Here is a 15,295-nt window from a genome sequence, read left to right as displayed (position 1 = left end):
TGATGGGTTATTATGAAGAGGCCCGTTCTATAATAGCTGTTTTTAATTCAATGGTTTTTGGAACGAAAGGTTTTAAATCTCTTCTTTCGTTTATTTCTTCGAGAAGTAAGTTAAATGAGGTCACGCCCATTTCGTAGCCAGGTTGGTCTACGGTGCTTAATTTAGGAGTAATAACTTGTCCCATAAACCAGTTGCTGAAACCAATAACTTTGACTTGTTGCGGAATGGCAACATTAATTTCGTTGAGGTAATTGATAACTCCAATAGCTACAATATCGGTCACACAGAAGATGCCATCAACATCCTTGTGATCGGCCATAATTTCTTTGGCAAAATCATAGCCTTCCTCAAATTCCGATCCTTTACAGGTGTATACAAGGGTTTTGTCAAACGGAATATTGTGTTTTTCAAGGGCTTTTTTGTATCCTAAAAAACGGTCAATAGCATTTTGTGGGTTTACAGGTCCGCGAATGTGTGCTATTTTTTTACATCCTTTGTTGATGAGGTGTTCGGTGGCATCAAAGGCTGCTTTTTGGTCGTTAATTATAACTTTAGAGCAGTTGATAAGTTTGGATATTTTATCAAACATTACAAATGGAATGTCTTTACGAATAATTTCTTTTAAGTGTTCATCATCGTTAGATTCATTAGAAAGTGACAATAAAATACCATCAACGCGTTTGTTCATTAATAAATCTACTTGTTTTATTTCTAGTTCTTTAGATTCGCTAGATTGTAGGATAATTACAAGATATCCACTTTTTTCGGCTTCGGCAATGATGCCTTTAATAACATTGGAGAAAAAATGGTGGACTACTTCAGGAATGATTAATCCTATGGTTTTAGATTCTTTGGTCCGAAGATTTACGGCAAAACTATTGGGAGTAAAATGAAGCGACTTTGCCATATCTAAAACAGCTTTTTTAGTCTTTTCACTAACGTCGGGATAATTTTTTAAAGCTTTAGAAACTGTGGTAATAGAAATTCCAAGTTGTTGTGCAATTTCTTTTAAGGTAACATCTTTCATTAATTCTTAATAGCGTATAAAAACAATAGAATTTTAAAGTAAATTTTTCATGTAATGTAGAAATAATAATTAAAATTTCAATTGTTTAATTAAAATTTATTTTGGCAATTAGTCATAAAGCGCTATCAAATTAATATCAAAAATAGGGTTTTATTAAAAAAATGTTAAAATTGCTTTATTTATAGTTTCTCAGAAAATAAAAAAGCCAATTCAAATTAAATAATATGAATTGACTTTTTATGAATTAAATAACTATATAGATAAGAATTAGATGATAAAAAGTAAATGTTTTTATCAAGATTTTAATTTTTAACAAAAAAAGACGTTGTTTACAAATAAAGGTTTATCCTGTAATTCTGATTTTAGGTGGCCGTTGGATACTTTTTTACATTGTATTTACTGGCTACTACCAAAGCTCCAGTAATTAACACAATGTTTTTTATAATGTATTGTCCAACCAACGAAGGACGATAGGGAAAGACATCAAAACAGGCTTTTTCTACGATAAACATTGGAAAAAAGGTCACCATCATGTGTAACAACAACAAAACTATCGTGATGGGTATGAAGCGTTTAATAAACAATCCCAATCCGATTATTATTTCGCAAACACCTAAAATAGGAATAAAAATTTCAGGTTTAAACCAATAAACGGTTTTTTCTACTAATTCCTCAGCCGGACTAATACCAACAACTTTTAAAGCGCCAAACCATATATATACAATAGCGAGTGCAATTCGTAAAAGTGTGATGCTGTGTTTTTCCATAGCAGTACTTAACTTAGAATAGCAGGTATTGAATGTTGTAATCATGATGTTCTGTTTTAAAAATTATTCAGCACCATCAATTAAGGCGCGTTGCACGGCATAGTTTCCAACGGTTTTACCCAATTGCAATCCAGCTTCACAATCACTTCGATAATGAATAGCACCATACAATCTCGACATCGATGCTTCATTGGCCATGGCTTCAAATTCTTGTGCTCTCGACGGAATAACATGTGATAAAAAAGTTGCCGCAGCACCACTAAACGTGGAATGTCCGGATACATATGCTGGAAAGTTAGGTACACCAGTTAATGTTTTAATAGACGGATCGACTTGGCAAGGTCTAGGATTGAAATAGTGGTATTTGGTATCCCAACAGCAAATAGCAGCATCCATCATTGAGATGTTTAAAAGTGCCATATTTCGCGCCCATCGTACTTCACTGAAATATTGGTATACAAAAGCTTCATTAGCAATAGCGTTCCAATGTCCTGGAGGGGTATAGGTTCCTACACCATCTGCCCAGAAGCTTACAATTTTCATATGCTCTCTACTCGCATCGTTGCTGTAACTTTTGACTTCGTTTAATTCATTTAAAAATTGTTGTGAATTGGTTGATGGTGGTGGTCCTGGTCGGCTTGCTACCACATTTGCTGGAGTCATCAAAAATGATTTTACATTTCCAAACAATGGCAACATTGGAGGTCTTGCAGGTATGTCTAAAGATCTCCAAGGAGTTTCTCCGTTAGCAATGGCATTGGTTTCTAATTGTGTCCAAAGCGTTTGATTTCCAATGGCAGCACCTGCACCGTCGGTAGATGCTTTTGTTATGAATTTAGCAGCAATAGCCCTTCCTAATGTTACACCAGCATCAACATCACTGCGTACGTTGGCACCAGAAATGATTCGGTATAATTTTTCTTCATCAGCTTTTTGTTGTATGTAAGCGATTTCTGTTGGGAATAATAGTTTTAAAATTTCTACGGTTACTCCAGCCAATACTCCATCTTCTGAAGGATAAGAAGGCAACGGACTTTTAGGAACTAATACCGAAAGCGTATTGTCAACTACAAAAGGCGCATCACGGTGATATAAGGCTTTATAATGCCATGTAGCCACCATAGCATCATATTGTGCTGCACTCACATAAGCATAGGCACGAGCTGCAAAAGGTGGGTTCGAAAAAGGGAATTGTGGATTGGCAAACGGATTGGCTGCCGAAGGAGCTGGATAGGTACCGTCTTCGTTTTGATAGGGTGGACGGTTGTGGCGCGCCACTAAAGTTTGCATGATCTCATTCCAACGCAATACACCACCTGCACTCCAATAATCTACAATGCGTTGTTGTTCGTCAGTAATGTTGGCTTGGTAGCTTTTAATTTCATTAATTTCGGCTTTATAAGCACTAGATGTCGTAGCTGTTGGCGCTGGTAGTGGAAATTCATCAGGTGCTGTTAAGAGAAGTGTAGACCAGGTTCCAGCATTTGCATCAGGATTGGTTGGGTTAAGTTGAGGGTATTGCATATTGCGTTCAACTAAATCGTCGTTGCACGAAATAGAAATTCCGAACATTATTGCTAAGCAACTTATTGCTAGTAATTTATAAGTATTATTTTTCATCTGTAGCCGTTTTAATATGGGTTTTATTGAAATCGAAAATATAAAGTAATCCGCCAGAAATGGCATTGGATTGTCCTACGTTTCTTCCGTTGGTAACGTGGTTGTATGCTGCCACAACGGATAATCCAGGAAGTTGAGGGAAATAGTATTTGGCACTGAACCCAACTTTGGTCATGTTCATGGTGTTGCTAGGGAAAGGCATGTTATTGCTGGTAATGTCAAAACCACCTTTTTGTGTAGTCCAAGTATCCACCACTGCTTCAGCAATCAATCGATTGGTTCTGTATCCCAAACGAGCATTGAAAGTAATTGCATCGGGTAAATTTACTTCGTTGGTATAATGCATTTGGTCAGAATAGTAGGTATTTCTATCAATAGTGATGTTTGATCTTTTAGCATAGGCACCTGATACGGTTGTAAATAAATCGCCAAATTGATAATCACCCATAAGACGAAGCATAGCTACTTTACTGTGTAAACCAATACTTAAAGGAAGATAATCGGCTACATAATTGCTTGTTGGAAACGAATAGCTTCCAATGGTGTAAAAAGAAAGCGAACTGTTTTTAAACGATTTTTCATAAGGCATGTATTTCACGGTTAAGGAAGCATCTTGCATTCCTTTTTGTCCAATCATGGTTCCAGCAGATGCTTTGGTGGTTACATAAGGCAAGCTGAAGATTACATTTAGCTTATCGGTTACACCATAATTGGCATTAATGGCTGTTTTTTGAGTAGAAACCGTTCCCATATTTAGGTTTTCACGGTAAAAAGTTCCTTCCCAGTATTTGTCCCAACTACTGTATTCGTAGGTAATCCCGGTACAAAGTTGTTTTTTTTCCATCATGATGCCGTCAATTTCAGTTTGAGCATAGAAGGTTTGTCCCGCAGTAAGCAGGAATAAAAGATATAGTTTTTTCATTATTTTAGTGTTATTGGTTTTGGATTTCCATCATAATTTCGATTGAAAATGAGGAATAGGATTAAGACTTATATTTATCTCTATAGCAATACTTTCTAGCAGCAACTGTAAGAATCAGAATGATTGTCCAATAGATTAATTAGAGCTCTTATCATTTATCTCAAAATACCATTCGCATTTTAATAACTAACTTTTTCTACTATTATAAATCAAAAGTTAAAATGGAATCATTTCTTGAAATACGTCAACCAACATAACACCCTAATTTGAGATTCTCAACTAAATCAAATTATGGTTTCGTTAATGTAACGGACAATCATCAGATCACAGCAGTAGCCGTGAATGTGTGTTCTATTAAGAAATAAATAGAAGTGATGATGTTGGTTTGGGAGGACCATAGGCGAGTGTTTTGTATCCGGCGTGTAGCCTGCCTTTTGGATGCGAATCGTCACTAAGAACTGCCATTGAGGTTTTTAAGGCAGCTTCTTTACTGTAGTAATGAGAAGGAATATAATCTTTTATGACGGATTTAAATAGTTTTTCAAGGGGTTTTTTAGACAAGGGTGCATTCTCGTATAGGTCGTTGTCCACTAGTTTTTTAAGACTAACTTCTGCAGCAGTTTGTTGTTTATTAGGTAAATAATACAAACTGATGATGTTGTCTTTGATGCGTTTTTTAAAGACGTGGTATACGTTTTTATTGATGACTACATTTTCGTTTACGTATTCAAAATCGGTGTCATCCATAAAGGAATAAACCGATGCATTTAGTTTGATAACTTTAAAATTTTGATTCGTACTTTTTTGCACAGCACTTACCCAAGCTTGCTCTTTTTCAAGAGAAACCAGCAAATAATAACCCACTACATTATACAAAAATGTAGAGGTTAGTATTAGGATTAATAATGCTGATGCGATTTTTTTCATCTAATTTTTAATTCAGTTCTAAAATAACAGCCTCATAAGGTTTTAAAATTCCGGTACTGCTAGCGTTGGTATAATTGCCTAATAATACTTTGGCGTTGTTTAATTTTAAATCGGATTTCAATTTGGCTTCATGGTCTGTAAAGTTTAATAAAACCATAATTTTTTTACCGTAAAGTTCTCTTGTATAAGCAAATATAGCAGGATTTTCTTTATCTACCAAACTATATTTTCCATAAATTAATATGGGATTGTTTTTTCGTAAAGCGACTATTTTTTTGAAATAGTTTAGTGTAGAGTTAGGATCTTTTTCTTGTGCTTCGGCATTGATTGAAGTGTAATTTTGATTTACTTTCAACCACGGTTTACCTTGAGAAAAACCAGCGTTTTTAGAGGCATTCCATTGAAAAGGTGTTCTACCATTTTCTCTAGAAGTTTGTTTCCGGTCTTCTAAATACGCTTCTAAATCGCCTCCATTATTTTTTAAATATTCATATCTATTTCGGGTTTCCACATCGTTGTAATCTTCAATGTTATTAAAACGAATGTTAACCATTCCTAATTCGTCTCCTTGAAAATAGTAGGAGGTGCCGCGCATCGTCATTACAAAAGTGGTTAGCATTTTAGAGGAAATTTCACGGAATTTTTCGGTATCATTTCCAAATTTACTTACCATTCTAGGTTGGTCGTGATTGGCTAAGAAAATAGACAACCATCCTTTGTCTTTAAAGGTTTCATCGTATCTTGAAAAGATGTCTTTGTATTTTACCAATCCAAAGTCTAAAACGTGTTTACCCACATCAACACTTTCAAAATGATAAGCCATGCTCAATTCTTTTCGGTCTGGATCTACAAATTTTAAGGCCGCTTGTGGGGAATCGCCAGCGCCTTCTGAAACGGTCATCACGTTAGGATATTTGCTCAATACTTCACGGTTCATTTCTTGAATGTATTCGTGCAAGTGCGGACCATTACCATAGTATTTTATAATTTCTGTTGGATTTCCTAGAATTTCTTTAGGCAATTCTGGAAAGGTATCGTCTTTTGAAATGAATTGGAAAGCATCCATACGAAATGCGTCTACGCCTTTATCTAACCAAAACTTCATGATAGCATATAGTTCTTGGCGTACTGTAGGATTGTTCCAATTTAAATCGGGTTGTTTTTTAGAAAAATAATGTAAGTAATATGAATCTGTGGTGGCATCATATTTCCAAGCATTGCTATTTACATCAAACCAACTCCAGCGGCAAGGAGGCGTTCCTTTTTCGGCGGGCCACCAATAGAAGTAATTACGGTATTTGTTGTCTCGAGATTTTCTGCTTTCTTGAAACCAATAATGTTCATCACTACAATGATTAAATACCAAATCCATTACTACTTTAATGCCTCGTTCGTGCATACCTTTTAGCAACAAATCGAAGTCTTCCATGGTTCCAAAATCCTTCATGATTTCACGATAGTTACTAATGTCGTAACCATTATCATCATTAGGAGATTCATAAATTGGGTTCAACCACACCGCATCAATTCCTAGACTTTTGATGTAATCCAATTGAGAAATAATTCCTTTTAAATCGCCAATACCATCACCGTTACTGTCTTTAAAACTTCTAGGGTATATTTGATAAATTACGGCTTCTTTCCACCATTTTTTTTCAAGAGCGTCAACAGTTGATTTGGATTCTTGAGCCGAACTATTTTGCGATGATAATGCCATAAAAAGGAATGCTATATAGGTGATTTTTTTTAAGTTCATAATGGTGTTATTTGAATGAAATCCAAGTTAATTTGTGCCAAACATATTCTAACGGACCTTGCTTGTGTGTTTTAAGCCACCAAGTACAGAAAGCAACATTCAGTAAAAACAAAAAGATACCAATAAAAAAACAGAACAGGGCTCCAGTATATTGATACAAACCGAAACCATATTTGTAATATAATGTTGATCCCACAATAGATTGTAGGATGTAATTAGATAAACTCATTTTTCCAAATGGAATTAGTTTTGATAATAAAGATTGCATTTTGGTAGCATGGTACAATAGTACAAATGAAGCAATCCAAAATAAAGTCATAGCAAAGTTAGACCATGACATAAATATGGTTTTTAATTCAGCTAAGGCATATGTATTACTTTCAAAATCAGGTAAATAAATTAAAAAAATAAATAATGGAATGAATGCGATAATGGCTACTCTCAATGTTATTTTCCAAAAAAACATAATGCTTTCGGTTTTCATAAACAATTGTTTTCTGCCAGCTAACATTCCTAACAAAAATAAACCTGGTGCCTGAAAGAACCTTCCGTTTTCCCACGACCAAAGTAAGGAAGCGATTTTACCTTTAGTAATATCGCCAATCATATAATCCCAAAATCCACCGTGATTCATATAGTATGCAATATCTTTATAATAACTTTCTGATAGGTTTGGAGCAGGAATATAATCAGGATGGTATAGCAAGTAGATGTATTTCCCCCATTCTAGAGGTTGAAACAACAGTAATAAAGCAATTCCTAAAACTGTTTTGTTGCTTAAATTACAAGTAGGAATTAAAATCAATCCTAAAATAGCATAAAGCGTTAAAATATCTCCTTGGTAAAAAGCAGTATTGATAAATCCAAAAACTAATAACAGCATCATGCGCCAAAAGAAGCGACCTCTAAAGTCTTTTCCTTGTTTGTTTTGGTTGTCATTTTGAATGTAAAAGCTAAATCCAAATAAAATTGCAAATATGGCATAGGCTTTTCCACCAAAAAGGAAATAACCTGCTGCCATGAAATTGGCATCTAAGTTTTTTAGCCATTCAGGAAATTGAATGGGTTCGTAAACAAATTCAAAGTGTTCCATATTGTGTAACAAAACAATACACATAATGGCGAAACCTCGCAAGGCATCGACTACTTCAATTCGGTTATTTTTTAGTGTAAGATTCATTGTTTTAAGGCCAAAATCAAAACAAAAATGGCTTATATACCAGCTTTAATGTGATTTTAAATATAAAAACCGCTGACAATTTATATAATAATCTGAAAGAAACATCCGATTGATTCTAATACAGTTGCATAATAAAACCGAAAACGTTTTCGATTGCTACATAATTACACTTTTGACAATTATCTTAAATATAAAAAAAATAAATGATAAGTTTGAGGATAAAATATTCCTAAATTATGAAATTCAAACTAGTAGCGTTTTTATATTGTGCCACATGGTCTGTTTTGAGTCAAAACAAATCAGACGAATGGCATTTAACGGCTAATTCACGTCAAAATTATTTTGGTGTTGCCATGGCTAACGGTCAAATCGGAATTGTTACCAATGACGAGCCGCTTAAAACCAAAGAGATCATCCTAAATGGGGTGTATCAACCTAGTCCTGAAAATGGCATCAGTAAAATTGTACGTGGTATTGAGTTTTTGAATTTGCATTTGAGTATCAATAACGAAATGATACAATCCAATACTATCGATAATTGGAGTCAAATCGTATCCATGAAAGAAGGTACAAGTACGGTTTCATTTTCGTTTAAAGACTATGCTAACATTGATTATACGATTTTGGCCAACCGAGCCATTCCGTATTCGGCGATGGCCATTGTCGAAATTACCCCCAAGAAAGATATCGAGATTTCAGTCAATAATTATATGGTGGTTCCCGACGAATTGAAAGAAGCTAAAAGGCAGTATCGTGTGTTAAAAGACAATCAGTTTTTGATGCCTGTTTTTGGAACTTCAGCCAAAACAATGAACGGAAAAGTGACTATTGCAGCTTCCACCACTTTTTTATTTGATGGAGAAAAAGAAACGTTGAAACAAACAGGAGATGAAGTTGGTTTTACCAAAAAATTAGTAAAAGGAAAGAAATATAGATTTGCAATAGCAGGAGGAATTTGCACGTCCAAAGATATCACCGATCCATTAAACGAATCGGAACGTCAACCCATTTTTGCGTTGCAAGAAGGAATCGATAAATTGGTAGAACGACACAAACAAGCTTGGTCAGAATTGTGGAACACAGGTGATATTCAAATTGAAGGCGATTTGGATGCACAACAACGTGTTCGCTTTGCTTTGTATAATTTGTATTCGTTTATCCGGCCAGAAACTCGTCAAAGTATTGCCCCTATGGGATTGTCGTCTCAAGGGTATAACGGTCATATTTTTTGGGATTCAGAACTTTGGATGTATCCAACATTATTGGCCTTGCAGCCTGAATTGGCAAAATCGTGTTTGGATTACCGTTCGGATCGCTTGCAAAAAGCCAAACAAAAAGCCACTATTTATGGATACAAAGGTGCTATGTTTCCATGGGAAAGCGACGATACTGGAGAAGAAGCTACCCCAACTTGGGCGTTAACAGGTATTTTTGAACAACACATAACCGCCGATGTTGCCATTGCTTTTTGGAATTATTATGCCTTAACTCAAGACAAATCGTGGTTGCGAAGTGAATTTAAGGTTTTGAAAGAGACAGCCGATTTTTGGGTAAGTCGCGTAGTTAAAAATGCAGATGGAAGCTATTCCATTTTAAATGTGGTAGGAGCCGATGAGTATGCACAACATGTGGATGATAATGCCTTTACAAATGGGTCTGCTATTGAAGCGTTGCGCAACACAATTAAAGCTGCTACTATTTTAGGCGAGCCTGTTAATCCTAAATGGGTAGAAGTTTCAGATCATATTGTAATTCATAAAGAAAATGGCATTACACAAAATTACAAAGGCTATACGGGTCAAATCATCAAGCAAGGCGATGTCAATTTGTTGGCTTATCCGTTACACATTATTACTGATAAAGACCAGATTATAAGAGATTTGGCGTACTATTCTGAAAAAGTAGATAAAAAAGACGGTCCAGCAATGGCTCATGGAATTTTATCGGTTTTATATGCGCGTTTGGGCGATAGAGATAAAGCTTATGAGCATTTTGTAAAAGCGTATTTGCCCAATAGTCGTCCGCCATTTGGAGTATTCTCAGAATCAGCCAACAGTAATAATCCTTATTTTGCCACAGGAGCAGGTGCTATGTTGCAAGCGATACTTTATGGTTTTGGAGGCGTAGAACAAACCGATTCTGGATTAAAATTCAACAAAGGTATTTTGCCTAAACAATGGAAATCATTGAAGATAATTGGTCTTGGAGTAAACAATGAAACCATTTTTATAAAAGAATAGTTTCAAGAATATTCAGTCATAATCCCTTCTGTTTGGATGATTTTTCATTAAAACAGAAGGGATTTGTAGTTAAATTTAGTTCAAAGTACTCAAAAGCCTTGAAAACCGTACAATTTTCCCAAAATTTTCTAAAAAAAAGAAGATAATATTTTTTTAAAACTCTTTTTTTATACATATAGTATTTTTTTAGTACTTTTTTTATGTAATTCATTATCAATCGAAAACGTTTTCGGAATTTCGAAAACGTTTTCGATATAAGGTTTCTTAAAGTTTTCATAAAATTAAATTACGTTTGGTTTTATATTATAAATCAATTTATTAACTAACCTATTTATTACGTATGAAAAATAGTCTACTCAAGGGCTTTTTAGTATTTCTAACGATGTTTTTTTCGGGTTTTGCATTTGCACAAAATGTGACGGGAAAAGTGTCAGACAGTAAAGGACCGTTACCAGGTGTAACAGTTACAGTTAAAGGAACATCTAACAGCCAATTAACAGATTTAGATGGAAATTATGCAATTAAAAATGTAGCTTCAGATGCAGTTCTTGTATTCAGTTACATTGGTCTTAAAACCCAAGAAATTAAAGTGGCTGGAAAAACGTCGCTTAACGTTACTATGGGAGAAGACCTACAAGAGTTAAAAGAGGTAGTAGTTATTGGTTACGGTTCTGTTAAAAAGAAAGATGCAACAGGCGCTGTAGATCAATTAAACTCTAAGAATTTTGACAACATTTCTGCAACTTCACCAGCAGATTTATTAAGAGGTAAAGTATCAGGTGTACAAGTTACTTCTTCAAGTGGTGAGCCAGGAGCTGCGTCTTCAATCAGAATTCGTGGAAACTCGTCTATCCGTTCTGGAAATGGACCACTTATCGTAATTGATGGTGTGCCATTGGATGGTGGTGATATCTCTGCAGGAGGAGATGATTTATTAGGTACTTCAACAGCAAGAAACCCATTGAACTTTGTGAATCAAAATGATATTGAAAGTATGACCATCCTTAAAGATGCATCTTCAACAGCAATTTATGGTTCTCGTGGTGCCAATGGTGTAATTGTTATTACCACTAAAAAATCAAAATCGAAAGAACCACAATTGAATTTCAGTACAAACGTAACTTTCAGCAAATTTTCAAGTAAATTGGATGTGATGGATAGTAATACTTTTGTAAGAAATGGTGGTACAGATACAGGTTCAAGAGTATACAACTGGAAAGACGCTGTTTTACGTGGTGGATTAACAGTGAACAACGATGTTTCGTTTTCAAAATCGACAGAAAATTCAAGTACTCGTTTATCATTCGGAGCTTCTAATACAGAAGGTATCGTTAAAAACACAGGTATTGATAAATATACATTCTCTTTAAACAACACTAACGATTACTTTGGTGGAAATTTAAAAATCGAATCAAAAATTAACTATGCAGGAATTAAAGATAAAGCTACTTTAATCTCTAACAATGCCGGTTTTATTGGTAACTTAATTGGTGCTGCTTTATACTGGAATCCAACTAACCCAATTTATGATAATTCACCTGACGGATACTACAATCCAGGGTACAACAACCCAACTGGAGCTTATGGAAGCGATACTTATTTAAATCCAGTTCAATTGTTAGATTCATACAAAGATTATACTAACACAAACAAAATTTTAGCTAGTATTAAATCGACTTTAAAAATTTCTAACAACTTAAACTACCAATTCTTATTTGGTGTTGAAGGATCTAATTCTGTTAGAAAATCACAATTATTACCATCGATCCATATTCAAAACGTTGCTCAAGCAACTGAGCCAGGAACAGGGACTGTTAAGTATGGTCAAGCCGCATTAATCAATAACAATAAATTCAACAAAACATTTGAGCATACGTTGAATTATAATAAAACGTTTAATGATAACTTTATTTTTGATGCTTTAGTTGGATATTCATATTACGATTACAATGCTGATGGAAGTTATTCTTCAGGTAAAGGTTACGATGCAGCTCAAGTGAACTTGATTGACAACATTGAAGGAGGATTGCAAAATGAATTTAGAGTTTCTTCTTACAGAAGTAGAGTTCAATTACAATCTTATTATGCTAGAATTAATGCTACATTATACAAAAAATTCTTAGTAACTGCTACGCTTCGCGAAGACGGTTCAACTAAATTAGGAGTTAACAATAAATATGGTTCATTCCCATCTGTTGGTTTAGGATACAAAGTATTCGAAGGTAAAGAAGGATTAGCTAATTCATTGAAATTAAGAGCTAACTTTGGTACTACTGGTAACCAAGAATTTGCACCTAACTCTGCTATTGCACGTTCTTCTTATGGAAATAATGGAGCGTTAAATGTGGATTCAAATGCAAACACTGATTTGAAATGGGAAACTACTAAATCGTATGGTTTTGGTGTTGATTTTACGTTAATCAAAAACAGATTATCTGGAAATGTTGATTACTTCAATAGAGATACTAAGAACTTAATTTTCCCAGTACCTGCTGCTTCAACTCAACCAGGACCACCATCTCCAAGATATGTGAACCTTGATGGGAACTTAATCAATAAAGGATATGAGGTTGGTTTAAACTACAAAATCATTAACAAAGGAGATTTTACTTGGGATGTTTCTGCTAACGCATCATTCATCAAAAATACTATGAAAAACTTCGCTGGATTTATTCAAGCAGGGGCTTTAAATGGTCAAGGATTATCTAATGCTTATGCTCAAGTAGTTACTAATAACCAACCAATCTATAGCTACTATATGTATGAGTGGAGAGGTTATGACGCAAGTGGTAACTCAATCTATGCTGATGCAGCGGGTAATAATTCTGGACTTGGTTTAGCAGCTAAAAAATTAGTTGGGAAACAAGGGTTGCCAAAAATGAACTTAGGTTTCACAACTAACATGGCTTACAAAAACTTTGACATGTCTGCTTCATTCTATGGTGCTTTTGGTCACTATATTTACAACAATACTGCTAATGCTTATTTCTTTAAAGGTGCTTTCCAAGGTGGAAGAAACGTTCCTGAAGATGTGGCTACTTCAGCTCAAGCACAAGGGGATCCTAACTCTCCATCTACTAAATACTTAGAAAAAGGAGATTTCTTAAGAATGGGTAACTTAACTTTTGGATATACATTTACTGGAGCAACATTAGATAAATTGAAAATCAAATCAGCACGTTTTTATGTAAATGGACAAAACTTATTGTTATTTACTAAATATTCTGGATTCGACCCAGAGGTAAATACTGATAAATCATTAAATGGAGTTCCATCTGCTGGAATTGATTACTTATCATATCCGCGTTCAAAAGCATTTGCTATAGGACTTAATGTAACATTTTAATTAAAAAACTATGAAAAATAATTTATTAAAAGGATTTTTATGCTTTAGTGCACTTGCCTTAACCGTAAGTTGTACTAATTTAGATGAAGAAATATTAGACGGTGTTGCTAATAATTCATCTGCTGGAGGATCTGTTAATACCGCTGCAACATTAGCTGCTGCATATAACGGTTTAAGAGATTTTAACGGTCAAGGAATGATGTATGCATTAGACGAGATGTCTACAGATGCAATGGTTGGACCAACACGTGGTGGTGACTGGGATGATAATGGAGTTTGGAGACAAATTCACACGCAAACTTGGGCACCAGATCACGGTGAAGTTAGAGGAGCATGGAACTCTCTATTATCAAACGTTTACAATTGTAATCTTGTAATTGAAAATGGTGGGACAGCTTCTGAAGTTTTACAAGCTCGTTTTTTACGTGCATTCTATTACTATAATGTAGTAGATTTATTTGGTCAAGCACCGTATAGACCAGCAGGTTCTAATTTGTTAGACGATCCAAAAGTTTGGTCTCGTCCAGAAGCTACTGCTTTTGTCATTTCTGAATTAGAAGCCATTGTTGGTAGTTTACCTGCAAGAGTTGCTGGAGATGCTAGTATCGTGAATAGTGATGCTGCTCACTTCTTATTAGCTAAATTGTACCTTAACAAAGGTGTTTTTGATGGATCAGGAACCTTCGCTGCTGCTGACATGACTAAAGTAGTTCAGCATGTAGATGCAATCAACAGTTCATTAGCTCCTAACTATTGGGACAACTTTGCACCAGATAACAACAACTCTAACGAGGTATTGTTTTCTTCTAAAAATATCCAAGGTGGAGCAGGTGGAAACATGCAGTCTAAATGGAGAATGGGTACACACTACAACCAAACTCCTTCAGGATGGAATGGATTTGCTACTTTATCAGAATATTACAACCGTTTTGGAGCTACAGATGCTAGAGCTAAATACTCTACACCAGGTATTATTGCTAGTATAGGAAATCCAGTAGGATTTAACGTAGGTCAACAATACGCTCCAGGTGGAGTGACGCCGTTGCAAGATAGAAATGGTAGTCCTTTAGTATTTACTCCTTCTGTTACATTAATCACTAGTGGTGCTACTTTAGAAACAGCCGGAATTCGCGGTATGAAATACATTCCAGATAGTGGTAACTTAGGAAATCCTGATAACGACTTGGTTTTAATGCGTTATTCAGATGCTCTTCTAATGAAAGTGGAAGCTATCTTGAGAGGTGGAACAGGAAGTGCAGGAACTATTTTAGCAGATATTGCTGCTAGAGCTGGTGTTACTCCTGCTCCAAACACACTTGATGGTGTATATGCAGAAAGAGGAAGAGAATTATGGTGGGAAGGATGGAGAAGAAATGATATGATTCGTTTTGGTAAATTCTTAGATTCAAGAGAATTAAAACCATACAACTCAGATCCTAAATATCTTTTATTCCCAATTCCAGCGGATGCTTTGTTCAATGCTAATTTGAAACAAAACCCTGGATACTAA

The 15,295-nt window shown here is 35.1% G+C and carries 10 protein-coding genes; 3 read left to right on the top strand and 7 right to left on the bottom strand.

Translation table 11 applies throughout. The annotated features are described in order from the left end of the window. Nucleotides 1–10: 10 nt before the first annotated feature. From ACODSI_RS07400 to ACODSI_RS07370, 7 genes are all read right to left on the bottom strand, one after another. On the bottom strand, nucleotides 11–1,027 hold the full coding sequence (locus tag ACODSI_RS07400) for a LacI family DNA-binding transcriptional regulator (RefSeq protein ID WP_488916199.1): 1,017 nt from the start codon (nucleotides 1,025–1,027) through the stop codon (nucleotides 11–13). A gap of 362 nt (nucleotides 1,028–1,389) precedes the next feature. Next, nucleotides 1,390–1,839 carry a DoxX family membrane protein gene (locus tag ACODSI_RS07395; protein WP_488916198.1) on the bottom strand — a complete coding sequence of 150 codons (450 nt, stop codon included), beginning with the start codon at nucleotides 1,837–1,839 and terminating at the stop codon, nucleotides 1,390–1,392. Nucleotides 1,840–1,857: 18 nt separating this feature from the next. Further along, nucleotides 1,858–3,414 (bottom strand): vanadium-dependent haloperoxidase, encoded by a 1,557-nt coding sequence (locus ACODSI_RS07390; RefSeq protein ID WP_488916197.1) that lies wholly within the window; start codon nucleotides 3,412–3,414, stop codon nucleotides 1,858–1,860. After that, nucleotides 3,404–4,336, bottom strand: coding sequence for a transporter family protein (locus ACODSI_RS07385; RefSeq protein ID WP_488916196.1), 933 nt, complete (start codon nucleotides 4,334–4,336; stop codon nucleotides 3,404–3,406). The genes ACODSI_RS07390 and ACODSI_RS07385 overlap by 11 nt, the downstream gene beginning before the upstream one ends. A gap of 354 nt (nucleotides 4,337–4,690) precedes the next feature. Next, on the bottom strand, nucleotides 4,691–5,263 hold the full coding sequence (locus ACODSI_RS07380) for a hypothetical protein (RefSeq protein WP_488916195.1): 573 nt from the start codon (nucleotides 5,261–5,263) through the stop codon (nucleotides 4,691–4,693). 7 nt (nucleotides 5,264–5,270) lie between these two features. Beyond that, nucleotides 5,271–7,019 carry a glycoside hydrolase family 13 protein gene (locus tag ACODSI_RS07375; RefSeq protein ID WP_488916194.1) on the bottom strand — a complete coding sequence of 583 codons (1,749 nt, stop codon included), beginning with the start codon at nucleotides 7,017–7,019 and terminating at the stop codon, nucleotides 5,271–5,273. Nucleotides 7,020–7,026: 7 nt separating this feature from the next. Beyond that, the gene (locus ACODSI_RS07370) at nucleotides 7,027–8,199 is read right to left on the bottom strand and encodes a DUF418 domain-containing protein (RefSeq protein ID WP_488916193.1); all 1,173 of its coding nucleotides are present in this window, start codon (nucleotides 8,197–8,199) and stop codon (nucleotides 7,027–7,029) included. A gap of 236 nt (nucleotides 8,200–8,435) precedes the next feature. On the opposite strand from ACODSI_RS07370, the gene ACODSI_RS07365 reads away from it, so the two are divergent. The 3 genes from ACODSI_RS07365 (at nucleotide 8,436) to ACODSI_RS07355 (ending at nucleotide 15,295) form a co-directional block, all read left to right on the top strand. Beyond that, nucleotides 8,436–10,439 carry a kojibiose hydrolase gene (locus ACODSI_RS07365; protein ID WP_488916192.1) on the top strand — a complete coding sequence of 668 codons (2,004 nt, stop codon included), beginning with the start codon at nucleotides 8,436–8,438 and terminating at the stop codon, nucleotides 10,437–10,439. Nucleotides 10,440–10,779: 340 nt separating this feature from the next. Then, the gene (locus tag ACODSI_RS07360; RefSeq protein ID WP_488916191.1) at nucleotides 10,780–13,785 is read left to right on the top strand and encodes a SusC/RagA family TonB-linked outer membrane protein; all 3,006 of its coding nucleotides are present in this window, start codon (nucleotides 10,780–10,782) and stop codon (nucleotides 13,783–13,785) included. A 10-nt stretch (nucleotides 13,786–13,795) separates the two neighbouring features. Continuing rightward, the gene (locus ACODSI_RS07355; protein WP_488916190.1) at nucleotides 13,796–15,295 is read left to right on the top strand and encodes a RagB/SusD family nutrient uptake outer membrane protein; all 1,500 of its coding nucleotides are present in this window, start codon (nucleotides 13,796–13,798) and stop codon (nucleotides 15,293–15,295) included.

It is taken from the genome of Flavobacterium sp. FG139 (genome assembly GCF_057809695.1).
This window is presented reverse-complemented; position numbering and strand designations above follow the sequence as displayed.

Coding starts and splice junctions, on each gene's coding strand:
- ACODSI_RS07400 (WP_488916199.1), bottom strand. CDS start 1,027: ATGAAAGATGTTACCTTAAAAGAAATTGCACAACAACTTGGAATTTCT.
- ACODSI_RS07395 (WP_488916198.1), bottom strand. CDS start 1,839: ATGATTACAACATTCAATACCTGCTATTCTAAGTTAAGTACTGCTATG.
- ACODSI_RS07390 (WP_488916197.1), bottom strand. CDS start 3,414: ATGAAAAATAATACTTATAAATTACTAGCAATAAGTTGCTTAGCAATA.
- ACODSI_RS07385 (WP_488916196.1), bottom strand. CDS start 4,336: ATGAAAAAACTATATCTTTTATTCCTGCTTACTGCGGGACAAACCTTC.
- ACODSI_RS07380 (WP_488916195.1), bottom strand. CDS start 5,263: ATGAAAAAAATCGCATCAGCATTATTAATCCTAATACTAACCTCTACA.
- ACODSI_RS07375 (WP_488916194.1), bottom strand. CDS start 7,019: ATGAACTTAAAAAAAATCACCTATATAGCATTCCTTTTTATGGCATTA.
- ACODSI_RS07370 (WP_488916193.1), bottom strand. CDS start 8,199: ATGAATCTTACACTAAAAAATAACCGAATTGAAGTAGTCGATGCCTTG.
- ACODSI_RS07365 (WP_488916192.1), top strand. CDS start 8,436: ATGAAATTCAAACTAGTAGCGTTTTTATATTGTGCCACATGGTCTGTT.
- ACODSI_RS07360 (WP_488916191.1), top strand. CDS start 10,780: ATGAAAAATAGTCTACTCAAGGGCTTTTTAGTATTTCTAACGATGTTT.
- ACODSI_RS07355 (WP_488916190.1), top strand. CDS start 13,796: ATGAAAAATAATTTATTAAAAGGATTTTTATGCTTTAGTGCACTTGCC.